Consider the following 16,890-nt stretch of genomic DNA (forward strand, 5'->3'; position numbering starts at 1 on the left):
TCACTAGATATCACTTTTCATTGTTGTCAATACCCTTAACTTATTGGCATTGCATATTTTTGCTCCTTTTTTTTATTTGTCAAAATAATTGTAACAATCAATTTTTTCAAAGTTAGATATTTTTTGTAAAACATCTATCTTTCTATGTAATTCATAATCTTCCTCTCCATTATAGGTATATAGTTTTACCTTGTCCAAATGGGCAATTTTTTTAAAAATTGTTTCTAAGCAATCTAAATCCGACTCTAATCCATGTCCCATTATAATAACCTCTTTTATATCACTATAATCAAATTTTAACGCATCTTCTGACACCTTATAATCATTTAATTTTGCATATTGTTTAATTTCTTCTGAGGTATAATTTAAATCTTCATATCCCCCTTTACCACTAAATAACGAATCCAAATGTACTGCAAATTCTTCTAACACACCCTTCATTGATTTTATGTCATTTAATTTCAGAAATCGAATAAAATTTAATCTTTCTTTCATTTTTTCTTTCCAATAATTTTTATATTGATACGATGAAAGATCTGATACCTCATTATTGGGATAACCTAGAATAATATGATTATCCTCATTAATTGAACCATGGATAAACCTAATATTTTGAGAATATAACTTTACTGTATCTGTATAATTAAACGATATCACATAATCATTTTTTCCAATTTCATTTTTTATATTTTTCAATATTTCTATTTTACCTTTCTTAGATTCATATTCAGTATTTAAATATTCAAAAAGAAGATTACTTAAATTTGAAAAAAGTTTATTACACTCTTCTTGTTCAAATTCAATACTATCAATTTTATCTTGATCTAGATCATCACAAAAATTTTTTTGAAAAATTGAATCAGCAATTATGTGCATGCTTTCTTCAAAAGAAAACCAAGTAGTTTTTTTACAGCTATCATCCATCGCATTATTAAATAATTCTTGGAATTTAATTAATATTGGATTATCCCTATAAGAATCTGCAAAATCTTTATAGCTTGTTTTTAATCTGTGTGCTAAATCAAAGCCATTTCCAACTATAATAATTTTGCTCATACTATCCCTTCCTTTCTACATTATACTTATTACATAAATTGTTATATCATTTTTTCCTGTATTCTACCACTTCTTTATTTATAAAATCCATATGATTTATTCATAAAAACACAAAACACATAAATGTTCTTTCAAAAAACATCTTACTATACTTTAAATCAAATACTGTCAATTCTAGTTACAACATCTTCCCATGTATCTGCATTTTTTATACAGTTTATAATTTCTGTCCAATGTAATTCTTTTTTTAATACCATATTCTTAATCTTGCGGCTATCCTTAGTTTTATTGTCTTTTTCATATTTAATAGCATGTTCCATGGCACTTTTTAAAATATTTTGATTTAAACCAGCAATTTCTGCAATCCACAACATTAACTGAGGACAAACAATTCTACCAAGATTTGCTTTTTCTTGCATATTAATCTGCTGCTTTTCTATTTTATAATCATAGTATGAAACTATTAAGTGCCATTTTTGACTTGGTTCAGCCTCTGGTTTATATATTTTCTTTTCGAGTATATAAGCCTCTTCAAAATATCCTCCTTTGACTTGGCCATATCCTTTTTTAACATAAAAGTCTGCTAGATATTCATTGCCATCTTTATTCACATGGTCATCTACATGTTTTTTAATATAATTATATACCTCTTGATTTGTCATTTTTCCTCCTATACTACTTAATTAACTTAATAAGCAAATCATTATGTTAATTTGGTCTTTAACTTCACTAATAGTACTTATGTATTTTTCATATTTTTCTAACATTTGATAATATACAGAAATCATAATATGTTTATTTTTCTTCATATAAGATTTTATCAACCTTTATCCTTGCATCAACATCAATAAACGAATAATTAAAAAAATTGAATTTCCCCTTATTCTTTTCATAATAGTTTTTTCAGTACATATCAGTTTCTCACAAAGATTTTTCAAATGTATCTCATAAGAAGTTGTACTACCAGAATCACACCAATCACCAACCCCTACCAAAATTGAAAAACGTTGTATTCTACCTTCTGCTAAACCTAGATTTCCTGAATAAACAAAAGAGCAGAGAAATCATAAATCACTTTTCCGTTTATGAAGGCCATATGCTTTTTATCATAACTTTTACATGGTATCTCACAAGGTCTGTTTGTTTTGTTTGTAGCTTAGGATCACTGTACCTTGCAATATAACGGAATTTTGATGATGTACATAAAGGATATTTAGCTCTTCCACATATATTTGGAATGGTAAGTGCTTGTACTTAAGTAACATAATAGCATTTACAAGCTAATGCTTCTTCAATATCATCAAGAATTGCTAAAAAGATTTGTTCCTGCTCAGCTATTTTATCACTCCCTTTTGAATTATATCATGAATACTACACTTCTTGATTTTATAATTTTTTCTCCAAATTGATGTCATAATCCTGATAATGTCATGTTGCTATCATCACTACTTTAGCTGACCTTATCAATTATAATGTTACAGGTGGCTATTCCTATTGATTATTATCATTTATTTTATCAACCGAATTGAATTTTAAACAGCAATGCGGCTTACAAGCAATATCTAAGCTATATTCAATACCTACGAATTTTTTATCATCAAACTTTTTCTTTTTCATGAAATTAATCAATTCTTTTTCCACCTCTGTTAACTCATCTAACTTCATATTATTTGCCCAATTAAATTTATCAATACGAGCAAATTCTTTTGCTAAATGAATCGGACAGTGTAAATATGTGGAACTAATGGCACTTGCCAGTTCTTTCTTCCATACAGGCATTGCTAGAATTTGACTCATTATATTAGGTTGGCTATAGAAAATATCACGAGATTTTGATAATTCACCCAAACTTGATGTATCCTTCAAATCCAAAAGTTCTGTATTTATGCATAGTACCTTCGCAAATTGTTTTCTGCGTTTTTCTGGTATTCCTCGTGTTTTCGCTCGATATACAACACCAAATGAGACATCTAGTAATACAGCTATATCAACTATGCTTAAACCATATACAACTTTTACTGCATCAAAAAAATCAATAGGAATACTTTTCCCACACTTATAATCGTCGTAAAATTTTAACAGATCTTCATAAGAAATTTTAAATTCATTATATTTCTCTAGAAGAAAGCGGGGTGCATTTTCCATCATATCTGTAAAATATTCTAATCCAGCCGCCCAACTGTCGCAGTATGTTGTGTTGTCTATTATTTTGTTGCCATATCCGTATAAAGAATTATATTCTGCACAAGTACCATTAAAATTAAACTCACATGTTTTACATTGCTTTTCCACTTAACTATATCCTCCCTCTCATATTTAATGATTCAATTATACTGCTTTAAAAATGTGATGTATAGTCTTCGTAGTAATATTAACTAAATTTATAAATATCTCTTATATTTAGTTTTATAAAGTCTATTCAATTATAATACCTTAAGTCAACACTTCTTGATTTAAGATGAATTTTTCCTGCCTGCCATCAGTCAATCAAAAAGCACAAGACGCAGGCAGCTAGAGAAATAACTTGAAACATTCTCCAACAAAGATATGGTAATTATGGAGATTGTTGCTAATGATATTGTTAAGTCTAAAGAAGGGGGGAAAACTAAATCCTCCATGATTGAAAAATATAAATATGTAGCATGAAGCAAAAATAAGCCAACAGATGTACATAAACTGTTGGCTTAAAAAGGTGTTCATAGTCTAGTATATTATTGCATAGGCATTACATCACTTTTAAGTAATCCATATAAATAATAATCGCAGTAGGTATTCACCATCTTCCCCTGCCTAATATGTCCCTCTCTTATGAATCCGACTTTTTCCATTGTTTTGTAAGATGCATGATTTAATATATGCACATCACTCCACAACCGTTGTAATTCTGTGTTTTTAAAACAGAATTGGACAACACCTGTTAGTGCTTCTGCCATAAAACCATTTCCTTGATAAGCAGGGGAAAGGCGAAAGGCAACTTTTGCCATCCTATTATTTTCAATAAGATAAACCCACATTTCACCAATTACTTTATTATCATTTTTGTGTACGATACCCCAATGAAAACTTTTCGTTGGTTTTTCTTGTTTTTCAAATAATAGCTCTGGCTTTTTTTCACCCTTAGAGGGTTGTTTTCCCCAATATTTATATATTGATAAATCACTAATCCATTCTTTTAAATCTTCAATATCATTTGGAGTTAAGACTCTTAACGTAAGATGTTCTGTATCAATCATTGGTTTTTCATATACAAAATCCTGTAAACTCATCATTCTTCACTCCTAAAAATTAAATTCATTTTTCCACGCAAAGGAAGCGGATTGTTCTAAGCTTTTCGGCCAATGATTACACCACTCTGGCACAACAGGCACTTCAACTCTATCCAGACTAGGCGTGTAAGGTTTAATATCAAGTAATGGAGTGTTATCATTAGCATCAATATATCCAATTTGTATGATACCATTTTGATAATCAATTTTAATAACTTCTACTACCGTTAATGCAATAGGGTTTGGTCGTATTGGTGACCTCGTAGCAAAAATACCCATTTGTTCGGGAGCATTTTTATAAGGCTGATCTGTTACTAATGTAGACCTAAATTGCTCACTATCAAAATCACTGAACCACCAAAATACATTGATATGGCTAAAACCCTCAAGTGCTTTTAAAGCTGGTATAAATTGCGGCTCAAGTTTAATAAACACTCTCTCCTCGTTGTTACAGATAACTCCAATTGAATTTACTTTATATGTCGTCATATTTTTTCCTCCTTCTATTTATCTGTAATCTAACGATAAACCCTCACACCATGTGAGAGTCAATAAAAAACATCTTGCTAATTATCACAAGACGTTTTTTCCATTTCTTTCAATGGTATTTGAATTTCAGTTAGATATTTTTGTGGATCTTTTTCATTCCATGGACCACGGTGTACGATTTGTCTGTTTTCACCATACATCATGTACTGACTGTTTTTTTGAAGCCATTTGGCAAAAACATTATATGCAATAGATATATTGGAGAAATCACCGTAAACCATAGTGCAAGCCATGATAGGAACGGGGTTCGTATAATAGAACTTAAAGCCACCTATATCTTGTCCAGACTTATTTACCTTTGCACATAATTCAACATCTACATTTTTTTCTCGATAATCCTCATCATAGTAAATGGAGAATGTATCTTCTGAAAGGTCAATGTTTCTTTCTTTAGCAAAATCAGATAATTCTTTCCACAATTCACCCTCTGCATAATAATTAGGTATTACTTTTCTAAGTGACAAAACGTAATAACTGGGAATAGACTTAATAGAAACATTATAATGTATCTCATTTTTTCCGTTCAATAGTTCTTGTTTTGCTGTTTCGATTTTCATTAACTTTTCTTGTTCTAGTTGCATATTCTTTTTTATTTCACGTTGTTTTTTCTCAAGCAGTTCAATTGTTAAAGTATTATCATCACAACTCAGTGCGATGGCTATCTCAGATACATTAAATCCACTATCACGTAGATATATGATTTTGTTTAAAGTTGGAATTTGTTCAACAGAGTACATACGGTATCCTGTCCAAGTGTCAATTTCAGCAGGTTTTAACAGACCTGTTTCATCATAATATCGTAACATGCGAACAGATACTTGCGTTAATTTTGAAAACTCACCAATTCTAAACATTCTATCCCTCCATCCCTACCACTAATTATAGACGTTGTTATTTTATACTTCAATAAGAAAAAACTCATCCTAGAAATATGGTTCTTACTCGTTAATGGGTAGTTTGAAAAAAAGAGATTTCTAGATGATTAATGGTTATAATCATTTTTGAAATCTCTTTTCCTAATTTACCATAAAACAAGAAAGAACCAGAAATATACGACACGTCTTTTTTCATATTATCCTACAATCTTCCAGTTTCCACCTGTCTTAGCAAGCTCAAGCTCAAATTGTGAAATCTGTGCTGCCTTTGTCCTCTGGTCGAGGTACTTTTATCTATATTACTTAGTGCCGATGATGAATTTGGATGATAGTGCCACTCTCCTAAATAATACTGGCCTTGATTCCATGCCAAGTCTAATATTCTTTTCAACCCATCTACACCCCTATAAAAAGTACACTTTGCATATCTAGAATTTTTAGGTGGTGGTATTATTTGCAAAATTATCTATTGCTTGATTGGAAGAATAATTTCCAATTAAAATACCTCTTGTTTCATAAGGATTAGAAATAGCAAGTGGTTATTGCAAAATCTGCAATAATCACTTTATTAGTTCTCCAACATTAGTTATTAAGTATTTCTTTACAACTGAAACTTCCGCTTATTCTTCATGATCTTCCCAATATCCGTATCTCTTACCGCCTTTACACTCGATTTTGTCATGCTCAGAAAGCAGCTTGATTGACCTTTTTACCGTGCTGCGTGATACTCCAAGTGCTTCAGTCAGCTCATCATATGTGCAATTTGGTGTATTCCGCAAAACCTGAAGAATCTTTTCTTCTAAAGGTTCCTCCATAGGTTCCTTCAAAGGTTCATCGTGACCCTTTGGCGCTTTTGAATCAATCACTTTGGCGCTTTGGAGTGCAATAAACTTGATCATAATATCTCCGCCACTAACAATGTACTCCGGCTCGTCCGCACCAAGGTTTTTGCAGGCATCAATGATTTTTTGAATACCACGTCCCCAGCTTTTAATATATCCGGCACGATAGAACACCCTTGCAATATCCGGATTGTAAGGCTTTGAGGCATGGGCTTCTAAAAGCCTCTCTGCTGTCCAACCAAATGGCAGCATACTGCAATTACTGATGAACATTGCATCATCTTCAATTCGTATCTGCACCGGGAACATTGTCAGCCCAATTGCAATGTATAAGAGCGTTAAAAACTGCTTCACGTACAGCATCACGGGCAAATGGGTAGGTTTCCACCCGTGTTTCTTTATGATAGGAAATGGCAGCTTTCAGGTACTTCAGATAAATCAGGTCAATCACTCTATCCGCCATAATAAGTAAAGAACCATGTACCTCATCTTGATACAGCAGTTCACTGCCTTCAAATTTACCGATTTTTACATAGCAGCCTCCGATGACTTTCTCTGGTTCCCGGTAAAAGCATAAAGCTCCAGCACGCTTGAGCTTGCCATCTGCCACCAAATCTAGCTTCTCCAACAGTCCTGCATTTGGAATATCCAAGTCCTCTTTGGACATACGACCACTGCGTAAAGCTTCTCTTCGGAAAATATCAAAGCTCTCCTTATCCAAATCATCAATCCCGATATTTGAAATCGTGGCGGCATCCCATTTCAGTCCAGTCTTTGCCATCAGAAAATTGGTCAGAGCATTGCCACGAAGCAGCTGTTTTGTGTTGCCACTGCGATAATGATACTCACCATCGTAATTCACAGGAAACGACCATGGGCTAACTACAATTTCAATGTAATCCAAGCCATCCTTGGTAAGCAGGTTTACATCTGCCACAATTCCTAATTTATTCTGAATCTTGTTGGGGATATCCTCCAACAGCTTTTTGGAATTTTTCACTCCAATAATTGTGCCATCATCCCGTGTGCCAATATATATTTTGCCACCCTGCGCATTGGCAAATCCGCATATCCATTTCAGATATTCGTCACGCCACGACTCTTTCCATTCTATGTTTTGGCTCTCTGCCATAGTGCCATCACCTCCTAAATTATAATTATTTGCTTAATTAATACTATCCTATGGTTTTCTATATAAGGCAAGATATCTCCCTTTCACAGGCAGCTTCTTAAGGAGTATTGTCTTTGATACAATGCACCTTTTACGAAAAAAAACTCGATACTGCCTGAAACAATCCTTTCTATCCCCATCATAATTAGTTACCATTTATATGGCTTTCTGTGAAATTGTAATCCCTGTACTCCTATATCTTCACAAATTGAAGATATTATTTTCAGAATCTCTTCCCGTGTAGAATCAAACCACATCCCTAATTCTCTGTCATAAAAGCAGTACATCACTTCATCCTCTCCATAGCTTTATCAAAATCTTCCATTTTCCTTCTTGACATATTCTATCATGAAAAGCGCCCTATCAAAACATTGTTTAAAGAATTTTATCATTTCTTTATCTTCATCCGTTTTTCCTACTACAGCCTCTTCCAAATCTAAAATCGCCATCTGTTCCGAAAATTCTTTCCATTATTTCAACTTATCAACATTATATCTTTTTACATCAGAATCTATCAATTTAGAACAAGACTGGCATAACCATATTTCGTTTTCAGGAAACTTCCTTTCCTGCGCTATCATATTTTCATCGTATCTCGGACCCGCCTTCAGACGCGGCAGCAATATGAGATGCGACTCCTATGTTTACAATATCCGTTTTTTCTGTTCCAGCTCCACATTTCGCTTTTCTGCAATTGGGATTACTGCATTTCCATCCCACTCTATTTGCCAATAAATCCTTTATAGCTTGCGAAAAATCATCTCTCATACTTTTCTCTATATAAATTTTCTAATTTCTAATGCTTCTTTTCAATTTTCTTAATTTGCAAATTCCTCATTTACAACTTGCCAAATTGAATCAATGTTACGTATTTCCTATTTTTGTGGTCAATCAACTACATACATTAGGTCACCCACTAAATTATGCCTGCTATCCATTCCGTACGTACAAACGACCATATCAAAATAAGCCATAAAGCTAATAAATATTTTAACACAAATTGGTGTAATTCTCAATTTCAATCTAACAGAAAAGACCAGCAATTTTACTCACTGATCTTTACACTAATACAAATTTTAATAGATTTGTTTTATCGTCCGTTTTTATCTTTGACCATCATCTCTCCTGATGAAATTTGTACATGCCTCTGTAGCAGTCTGTGGGTAAGGTACACCATTCTTCTTGCCTAGTTCAAAACAACGCATCATCCATACCATATTTCTGGCAAGATTGCTCATTGTCTGCATACCTTCTTCATCCTTAAATGCTTCATCAGCAGTAAGTCCATGCGTCATATTCCAATAAGTAGAACTTGCTATTGGTATTTGTGCAATTCCAAAATACTTGTTTAAAGCATCAATTGTTGCTGAACATCCACCTCTTCTGGCAACTGCAATAGCTGCCCCTGGCTTAAATTGAAATGCTTTATAGATTTCTTCTGAACCTGCACTGTAAAATACTCGATCTAAGAAGGAGAAAATTCGTCCGCTTGGATGAGCAAAATATACAGGTGTCGCAAACACAAATCCGTCTGCATCCTCTGCCTTTTTTACAAATTCATTGACACCATCATCCTTGAAAACACATTCACCTGTCTTCTGGCACACATTGCACTGAAGGCAGTCTGCTATCGGCTTTCCTCCAAGTTGAACAACCTCGGTTTCTATTTTTTCTGCATCAAATACTTTGATCATTTCTTCTATTGCTACCATTGTTGTTCCATTTGTATGGCTACTTCCATTTACTATCATTACTTTCTTCTCGTTATCCTCCTGATTCATTGACAAATTCCTATTGAAATTTTACAATAATATTCATACTAAAGTAAGTATGCACTTTTTAGTTAGATACTTACTAAAAGGAGAGTGTAAAATGAAATCTAATAATAAAGATAACCCTATAGACATCAGACCCTTTGGTTATGCCATTTCTCTCATAAATGGCAAATGGAAAATGCATATCCTATTTTGGATTTTGCATGAAGATATCCTACGATATAATGAATTGAAACGCAGATTAGGTAATGTTTCTTACAAAATGTTAAGTAATCAACTAAAGGAATTAGAAGCTGATGGTGTCATTTTTCGCAATGAATATCCACAAATACCACCAAAAGTTGAATATTCTCTTACAGAACTTGGAATATCACTGATGCCAATCCTTGATGCATTATGTGCCTGGGGACACGAACATGTTCCAGATGATTGGGAACTAAAATAAATCTCATAAAACTTGCTTATAATCACCCTTTGTTTTTCTTCAAGCAGCTCGTAGATTTCCTTTACAAACTCATCATACTTCTGATTATTGTGTGCTTTCTTGAGTAGTTCCTTCTGCAGTTCTTGCAGCAGGTCATTAATCGGTGACAAGTGATTATTTGATTCGTATATCACCTTTATGATCTTCAAGACCACCGACACGCTGATATTTAGTTTCAGTGAATCCTACTTATTTTTTCTTGACATCAACACTATCGTCTCCACATGTGAAACTTAGGCTATTTAGAAAATAAGTCCAAAGCGCCTAAAGCCCATATTTTCAAGTTTTTTACATCCACGATGTCACCGCAACTATGTTATTTTGCTTAGGCTATTTTGATAAATTCAAATATTCTATACTATCCAAAAATTCTTTGTACCATTTTATTTTAACATTATAGAAGTCTAAATATGAATATGCATCTTTAAAGTTTGACCACCCATACCATTTATTCATTATAATAATTTTAATATTGTCAACTGCCTTATCTCTGATACTACTATCAGCAGAATCCGCAAATAGTAATGAGATGTTAAAAATATCCGGTGCCTGTTCTTCATTTATATGTAATTCTACAAAATATTTTTTTAATTTTATTTCCATTTTTTCCAAAAACGCTTTTTTAGGGCTCTTTATATAATGATTAAAAATGGTTCTCCATGTTATGTTATATTCATTTCCATCAAACAGCATTGTACTTTTAAAATTTTCAATTTCCAATTTATCATTGATAAAGTTTTCAATAATATCTTTAGGTGGTAGTAAATATACTTTTGCCTCCTCCCATTCATTTTCCCAACAGTTTATTCCCACATATTTTGAGATCATATTTGCCGTCATAAAGAAAAGAAACTCAATATTTTCATATGAATCTTTCGCCAGATTAAAGAATGGCGGTAACGGCCAAATAAATTTATCCTGATAAGTAATTCTCCCATGAGCAATTGCATTTCTGATTTTTATCATATTATCCACAAAAAAAGAAACATTATCATCTAGCATACCATACTTTTCTAAAAAATATTTTATTTTAATGGATAAATTTAAATAATCACCTATTAAAATGCTATTAATTGCTTTTTTATTTTGACTTACCATCTGTTTTACTTGCATTTCATTAAAATAGAATAGCTTGAAATGTTTCTCCAACATATTTTCTATATTTTTTCTAACTTATCTTTTAATTCTTTTGCATTGCATTCTCCAAACAACTCAAGTATATGAAAAAAATTTAACGTAGCCTCATCATAATATAAATCAGCATCGCAACTTTCACTTTTCATATATATAGCTTTTCTCCATCTGTCTAAAAGTGTTACAATAAGTTTTGGTTCCTCATTAATTCGCTCAAGCATTTTTATTAAATCTGATGTAAACTCAAGATCATCTATTCTTAAGTGGGTCTCTTGCTGATGATATTGTATTGGGGTAAGTCCTGCCGATGAATTATCAACATTATACACTGTTAACGGAAAACCTGTAAAAAAAGAGAGAATCCCTTGTATTATTAATATTTGACCCCTGCAATATCTACTTACTTCCATTGGGCCATTATATTGTTCAACGCTGCATTCAGTAATTACTACTACCTCTCTGCATTTTTTTGTAGATACACCGTCATGCGTAATAATTTCTTTTTCTGTATTAAATATAACAGAATTATTAAATTTAAAATAAACATCAATATTTAATGCTTCACATGCATAAGAATATTTACTATATGCCAAGTCAGACATGATTGTATCCTCCTTTTTTCTTTTGAGTCCTTCAAATTTATAAATTTTATGTGCTATATATTGTATAAGGTTCCATATATGTCTCATCTTTTTTACTCAATTCATTATTCTTGATGTGCCTAATATAGAAAATTAAATATACCTCACCTTTTCTTCGAACTATATTTGCTATTTTTTCTATTACTACCACTCTCATTTTTTACAACATTGCTTCTACGTTTCTTCTCAGCCTGCACCGCTTCAAAGATTTTTTTCGAGATTACTGCAGGATTGTTATCTGAAGACAGGTACTGAACTTCACTTTTTCCTGATTTCAAAAGCATAACATCACCTGTATACTTTTCATTACTCAGCATAACATCAATTGTTCTTTTGCACCATTTTTCTTTTCCGGTTGGTGTTGGAATCTTTCTTCGTTCCAACTCTGTAATAATCCCTATAACACTTTGTCCATTTAGATACAAATCGAATATGAGCTTTACATTCTTTGCTGTTTCCTCATCAATTATTAATCGACCTGCCGCATCGTGCTTGTATCCATAGCATTTTCTATCGTACAATTTTGATTTTCCAGACGCAGCACGATTCTTGATTCCCCATTTTATATTTTCACTGCGGGATTCATTTTCTGCCTGTGCCACGGATTCAATCACAGAAATAATCAAATCACTGTCTGTATTCGCAGTGTCTAATTCTTCCTGTTCAAATATTACACGAATCCCAAGTGTTTTTAGCTGATTCAACGCATCGAACGTTTCAACCGTGTCTCTCCCAAATCGACTTATGTTTTTTGTTATGACAATATCCAGTTTTCGAGATTGGCAATCTTCCAGCATTCGATTAAATTCTTTTCTGGACGAACCCGTTTTACTAGTTGAGATATCCATATAGACATCTGCTAAGAGCCACTGAGGTGTTGCCGCTGTTATTCTGGTTAAATGCGATACCTGTGCCGTTAAGCTTTGCAATTGCTCCACACTGTTCGTGCTGACACGGCAATAAATACCAACACGCTTTTCACGTTTTGGTATGGGTGGAATAAAATGCACTCTTTTATTATCCGACATAAAGTATCACCCCTTCTTTATCGTCTACTTATCATAGCCTTGTTTTTGGTTTATGTTGATTAGCCAAATTGCAACCATCTTATCCACTCAACCTACCCTCATAACAATCCTATCTCCACAACCTCCCCCTGTTTTCATCCTGTCAACTCAACCTTATAGAAAAAAACAGTGGATATGTTTCTTGAAAGAAAAAATCATGACAGAAATCCCGACAGGCTGTCGAACCTCAAATCACGGAAATCCCTTGTTTTCACGCTGTTTTTACACTTTACTTTCCTACTCTTGACATCAATACTACGCACTCAACATGACTCGCATGTTCGTAACTGCTATGAATTGGGTGCAGTAACCCCTTGTTGAAGAGAATTTTTTTATTCTACACTTACATATAAACCAGAAACTTTCTTACCATATCGTTTGAAAATAGTTCTTTGATAAGTTCTGTACGTTACTAAATCACTAAAGTTTTTTATACCTTTCCAATTGAAAAGACTTTCTTCAGGCTTATTACCAGCAGGTGAATGTCTTTGCAAAAAATCACACACTAATATTTCGACATATGTCGATGGATATTTATTCCCTTTATTAGTAGCCTCTACTTTAATCTTTTCAATTATATCAAACATTTTCTGTCTTATTCCCGCTGATAAAAAAGGGCAATTGTGAAAAATCAATATATACCAAAATTCAACTTGCATCATAGGTTCTTCATCCGTTATTTTATCGATTTGCTTTTGTACAATTATTTCTAAATTACTTAACATGTCTGTAAAAAACACTTCGTTATACTTAGAATACAGTAATAAATTTGCCCATATAATTGGATCATTATGGATTTTCGCTTTCTTGATAATTTCATTCTCTGTAATTGTATCAAGTGAAATTCCATATTCTAATAAAAATGGAAACCAGTCACATAAATCAAATAAATTTCCAGATTGAAATATAAAAGAATATCGAACTATTGCTCGTTTTAATTTAACTTTATGTATTACATTTCCTTTAAAATCAAGTTCGCTATTAATATATGAAATTATTGAAATAACTTTTCTTGATTGGTCAAAAGAAGGATAAAATGCATAAATATATAATACAAAATCGATTAATAATAGTGCTTTTCCAATCCTTTGCTCACCAAACAGTTGATAACCATCTTTTTTCTTACTAATATTATTCAAAAAAGTAGATAATAAGTACGATACAATAGTTCTCCTATCTTCTTTATATTTTTTCATTATGATTGCAATTTCATCTTTTATTCTATCAACAGAAATAAAATCCGTTTTAACTAGAAATTTTCGTTCATCTGGAAGAGAATCATATTCTGACTTTTTTCCTTGATAAAAGAAATTACTTATTATATCCGATAATGTCCTAGTCTTTTCTAACCATTCTTTAGGCAACCATGGTGTCATCTCTTTAACTAATTTTGCGTCATTCAATCTTAATAGATACTTTCCGCTAACATCTTTATATTTATCTATAATCGTATCAATTACTCTTTGTTCATTTGCAAACAAAAAAATATCATCTACATATCTGAAAATAACATAATCATGTTCATAAATAATACCCTCATTAGATAAGGATAGAGCAACTTCATTATCAATTTGCTGTAAAAGAATCTCTGCAATCATTCTGGAAAATTCTGGACCTACAACTATCCCATTTGAAGAACGTCCATTTATATTTTGAAGTATTCTATCAATCGTAATAAACAAATGGGAATTAGATGCTTTTTTTGCATCAACTACATTTCTTTCAATAATCCATGTATATGCATGTGTATATATACTATCAAAACAAGCTTTATAGTCTATTTTAGCATATAAATTGTATTTAAAATTAGACATACGCCAAACTCTAGAACCAGTAAATGAATTAATTGACTGAAAAGGTATAATTTTCATATAATTTCCAATTTGTTGAATTACACCTTTCCCATTTCGTGTAGAAATAGCATCAAAATAATGTACAGCCTTGTTGATTTTTGATTTATAATATAAATCTGTACTTTTTTTATGATAACGAATTGAAAAAATATGATTATCCTCAAAAAAACTAATAATATCTTTTTGATAACATTCCATAAATAAGTATAAGTTAATTGCAGAAAATGGTTGTAATAAGCTCATTTCACGCATAGAATTGTCTCCTTTTAATACCTTATATTTTAAAGGCTTAGTACTCCAATTACTTTCAAACATTTTCCTATCTTTATGCTTATTTATTTTTAATTGTTCAATAAGATACGCGATAGTTTTCTGTTGTTCTTTTTCCAACAGAAACGAATAAAACTGTGAAAATGAAAAAAGTTCTGATAGTTCAACAGGAAGTAAATCGGTTAAAATAAAATCTAATCGATTTCTTTCTAGTCCATTCCATGACATTGACAAATTCCTCCTTTTCTCTTATTATAAAAATGCGAACATTATGTTTGTAGTACATTAAAATGTACACACATCATCGGCACTATACAATAACTTATCAACACTGGTAAAATTATATAGTGTTAAGAACATAGCTACGGCAAATGTTCCAAAGCGGCAAAGAAACCATCAAAAGGTAACTTTGCCGTTTTGTATATTAATATCCAACTTTAATCTTAATTAAATAATCTCTTACTAGAGTTCCATATCCTCTATGATGACCTAAGTTATCAATATTACTGATTCCAACCTTTCTACACAAATTCACAAGTGAATTGTAATCATATCCAATATGTTCAACTAACAATATTGTTTTATTAGTTTTCATACTATCAAACAAATTATATCCATTAGTATTAAGAAAATTCGGTTTAGAAACTCCATTTCGATCAAATGCATTAATAATCATATTTTTTAAAAAATCCATTGTAGTATCCTCGATTAAATCTGAATCTAGAAAATATCTCAACTCTCCATAATTAGATATAAATCCCTTTACCTTCCAAACATTTGAATTATACTTTTTACCAAGATATACTTCTCTGCAAGTAAACGCCCGAATTCTATGTCTTAATAATTCTAAATTATCATAATCAGATGTTCCTGGTGTAATATAACATTTAATAAATTGGTCTATTTTTCTATTATATTTCTTCTGTTTTTGAGCAGTTATTCCATACTTTACTTCAACTTTTTTATTTACAATAGAAAAATCAAACTTATACCCCAAAAAATCTAATGAACTAGAAACAGAATTTAAAAATCTTCTAGATATATAGCAGAATTTATTCTTATTAAATTTCGTTTTACATTTATTATCTAATAAAAATTCTTTATCATGATAAATATTTTTAATAATATTGTTCAAAATTTCTTTAACATCAGTTTGATCAATATACTCATTTAGGATAAGAATACTATCATCTATATATCTTTCATAAAACACAATACCTTTATCTAAAAAGGTTTCTTTTACTAATTTATCAAATTGATTTGCTATAATCTCAGAAATAGAATTTGAAGTTCTTAATCCAGCATATGCATATTTTGTTTGATAAACATAATCTGCAATTAAATTTTGTTCGGCACGATCTAAAATATTTGATTTAATATATTTTTCAAATGCATAAATAGCCGAAACTGAATTAAAATAATCTTTAAAATCAAACTTGATTATAGTAAAATCAGACATCTGTTTAATTGCTAATATAATATTGAATAATTTTTTAGTTGTTTTATTTCGATTTGAGTATCTTACCTTAAATGATCTATCAAGAATTTGTTTAATGCTTTGACTTAAAATATTTTCAGTACTGTATAAATCACTATATTGCTTAACATATCTTTTTTTTCCATCTTGTTTCAATGTCATTGTAATAGTATTAGAAAAATCATATTCTTGTTTCTTAACTGTTTCCACTACATTTTTTATTATAGTTTCAAGCTCTACATCATTTTTATTTGATTCTGTATCTAAAGAACTAATTTTCTTTACAGCTCTCTCGATTTCCTTCTCAATGCTCATATCCTCACCTCTTCAAAACATTTAAACTTTTAATCATTGATTTTTAAAGACTCGTGTATGTAAATAACATAACTTTATCAAAATCTTTACTGTTTTAAGGTTATCAATTAAAATC

Annotated in this window: 16 protein-coding genes; 1 reads left to right on the forward strand and 15 read right to left on the reverse strand. The window is 31.3% G+C overall.

Translation table 11 applies throughout. The features are described from left to right. Nucleotides 1–72: 72 nt before the first annotated feature. The 10 genes from DW761_RS19110 to DW761_RS19165 form a co-directional block, all read right to left on the reverse strand. Complete coding sequence (locus tag DW761_RS19110) at nt 73–1,056, reverse strand: AbiH family protein (RefSeq protein WP_117519064.1); 984 nt, start codon at nt 1,054–1,056, stop codon at nt 73–75. Nucleotides 1,057–1,214: 158 nt separating this feature from the next. Next, entirely contained in the window at nt 1,215–1,718 is a 504-nt protein-coding gene (locus DW761_RS19115) for a hypothetical protein (protein WP_117519065.1), read from the reverse strand. 829 nt (nt 1,719–2,547) lie between these two features. Beyond that, the gene (locus tag DW761_RS19120) at nt 2,548–3,348 is read right to left on the reverse strand and encodes a hypothetical protein (RefSeq protein ID WP_117519066.1); all 801 of its coding nucleotides are present in this window, start codon (nt 3,346–3,348) and stop codon (nt 2,548–2,550) included. A 419-nt stretch (nt 3,349–3,767) separates the two neighbouring features. Continuing rightward, a complete protein-coding gene (locus DW761_RS19125) occupies nt 3,768–4,325 on the reverse strand; it encodes a GNAT family N-acetyltransferase (RefSeq protein ID WP_199485663.1) in 558 nt (185 codons plus the stop codon). A 9-nt stretch (nt 4,326–4,334) separates the two neighbouring features. Next, nucleotides 4,335–4,811, reverse strand: coding sequence for a tRNA (N6-threonylcarbamoyladenosine(37)-N6)-methyltransferase TrmO (gene tsaA, locus DW761_RS19130; protein ID WP_117519068.1), 477 nt, complete (start codon nt 4,809–4,811; stop codon nt 4,335–4,337). A gap of 77 nt (nt 4,812–4,888) precedes the next feature. Then, on the reverse strand, nt 4,889–5,725 hold the full coding sequence (locus tag DW761_RS19135) for a MerR family transcriptional regulator (RefSeq protein ID WP_117519069.1): 837 nt from the start codon (nt 5,723–5,725) through the stop codon (nt 4,889–4,891). Nucleotides 5,726–6,366: 641 nt separating this feature from the next. Next, nucleotides 6,367–6,942, reverse strand: a complete 576-nt coding sequence (locus tag DW761_RS21540; RefSeq protein WP_233513134.1) for an ATP-binding protein — start codon at nt 6,940–6,942, stop codon at nt 6,367–6,369. Continuing rightward, on the reverse strand, nt 6,872–7,720 hold the full coding sequence (locus DW761_RS21545; protein WP_233513135.1) for a helix-turn-helix domain-containing protein: 849 nt from the start codon (nt 7,718–7,720) through the stop codon (nt 6,872–6,874). Before DW761_RS21545 ends, DW761_RS21540 begins: the two co-directional genes overlap by 71 nt. Before the next feature lie 350 nt (nt 7,721–8,070). Then, nucleotides 8,071–8,208, reverse strand: a complete 138-nt coding sequence (locus DW761_RS21550; protein ID WP_233513136.1) for a hypothetical protein — start codon at nt 8,206–8,208, stop codon at nt 8,071–8,073. Between the two features lie 654 nt (nt 8,209–8,862). Next, nucleotides 8,863–9,540 (reverse strand): flavodoxin family protein, encoded by a 678-nt coding sequence (locus DW761_RS19165; protein WP_117519071.1) that lies wholly within the window; start codon nt 9,538–9,540, stop codon nt 8,863–8,865. 91 nt (nt 9,541–9,631) lie between these two features. On the opposite strand from DW761_RS19165, the gene DW761_RS19170 reads away from it, so the two are divergent. Beyond that, a complete protein-coding gene (locus DW761_RS19170; protein WP_117519072.1) occupies nt 9,632–9,979 on the forward strand; it encodes a winged helix-turn-helix transcriptional regulator in 348 nt (115 codons plus the stop codon). Nucleotides 9,980–10,348: 369 nt separating this feature from the next. Here DW761_RS19170 and DW761_RS21235 read toward each other — a convergent pair whose 3' ends face one another. From DW761_RS21235 to DW761_RS19190, 5 genes are all read right to left on the reverse strand, one after another. Beyond that, complete coding sequence (locus DW761_RS21235) at nt 10,349–11,131, reverse strand: hypothetical protein (protein WP_233513137.1); 783 nt, start codon at nt 11,129–11,131, stop codon at nt 10,349–10,351. A gap of 44 nt (nt 11,132–11,175) precedes the next feature. Next, complete coding sequence (locus DW761_RS21240) at nt 11,176–11,754, reverse strand: hypothetical protein (protein WP_199485665.1); 579 nt, start codon at nt 11,752–11,754, stop codon at nt 11,176–11,178. A 143-nt stretch (nt 11,755–11,897) separates the two neighbouring features. Then, the gene (locus DW761_RS19180; protein WP_117519073.1) at nt 11,898–12,821 is read right to left on the reverse strand and encodes a recombinase family protein; all 924 of its coding nucleotides are present in this window, start codon (nt 12,819–12,821) and stop codon (nt 11,898–11,900) included. A 371-nt stretch (nt 12,822–13,192) separates the two neighbouring features. Then, entirely contained in the window at nt 13,193–15,211 is a 2,019-nt protein-coding gene (locus DW761_RS19185; protein ID WP_117519074.1) for an RNA-directed DNA polymerase, read from the reverse strand. 196 nt (nt 15,212–15,407) lie between these two features. Further along, complete coding sequence (locus DW761_RS19190; RefSeq protein WP_117519075.1) at nt 15,408–16,775, reverse strand: reverse transcriptase domain-containing protein; 1,368 nt, start codon at nt 16,773–16,775, stop codon at nt 15,408–15,410. Nucleotides 16,776–16,890 lie beyond the last annotated feature (115 nt).

Origin of the sequence: Absiella sp. AM29-15 (genome assembly GCF_003434225.1) — a bacterium.
Taxonomy (GTDB): Bacteria; Bacillota_I; Bacilli_A; order Erysipelotrichales; family Erysipelotrichaceae; genus Hoskinsella; species Hoskinsella hominis.

Coding starts and splice junctions, on each gene's coding strand:
- DW761_RS19135 (WP_117519069.1), bottom strand. CDS start 5,725: ATGTTTAGAATTGGTGAGTTTTCAAAATTAACGCAAGTATCTGTTCGC.
- DW761_RS19110 (WP_117519064.1), bottom strand. CDS start 1,056: ATGAGCAAAATTATTATAGTTGGAAATGGCTTTGATTTAGCACACAGA.
- tsaA (WP_117519068.1), bottom strand. CDS start 4,811: ATGACGACATATAAAGTAAATTCAATTGGAGTTATCTGTAACAACGAG.
- DW761_RS19125 (WP_199485663.1), bottom strand. CDS start 4,325: ATGATGAGTTTACAGGATTTTGTATATGAAAAACCAATGATTGATACA.
- DW761_RS19190 (WP_117519075.1), bottom strand. CDS start 16,775: ATGAGCATTGAGAAGGAAATCGAGAGAGCTGTAAAGAAAATTAGTTCT.
- DW761_RS19115 (WP_117519065.1), bottom strand. CDS start 1,718: ATGACAAATCAAGAGGTATATAATTATATTAAAAAACATGTAGATGAC.
- DW761_RS21545 (WP_233513135.1), bottom strand. CDS start 7,720: ATGGCAGAGAGCCAAAACATAGAATGGAAAGAGTCGTGGCGTGACGAA.
- DW761_RS19185 (WP_117519074.1), bottom strand. CDS start 15,211: ATGTCATGGAATGGACTAGAAAGAAATCGATTAGATTTTATTTTAACC.
- DW761_RS21240 (WP_199485665.1), bottom strand. CDS start 11,754: ATGTCTGACTTGGCATATAGTAAATATTCTTATGCATGTGAAGCATTA.
- DW761_RS21550 (WP_233513136.1), bottom strand. CDS start 8,208: ATGGCGATTTTAGATTTGGAAGAGGCTGTAGTAGGAAAAACGGATGAA.
- DW761_RS19170 (WP_117519072.1), top strand. CDS start 9,632: ATGAAATCTAATAATAAAGATAACCCTATAGACATCAGACCCTTTGGT.
- DW761_RS19165 (WP_117519071.1), bottom strand. CDS start 9,540: ATGAATCAGGAGGATAACGAGAAGAAAGTAATGATAGTAAATGGAAGT.
- DW761_RS21235 (WP_233513137.1), bottom strand. CDS start 11,131: ATGCAAGTAAAACAGATGGTAAGTCAAAATAAAAAAGCAATTAATAGC.
- DW761_RS19180 (WP_117519073.1), bottom strand. CDS start 12,821: ATGTCGGATAATAAAAGAGTGCATTTTATTCCACCCATACCAAAACGT.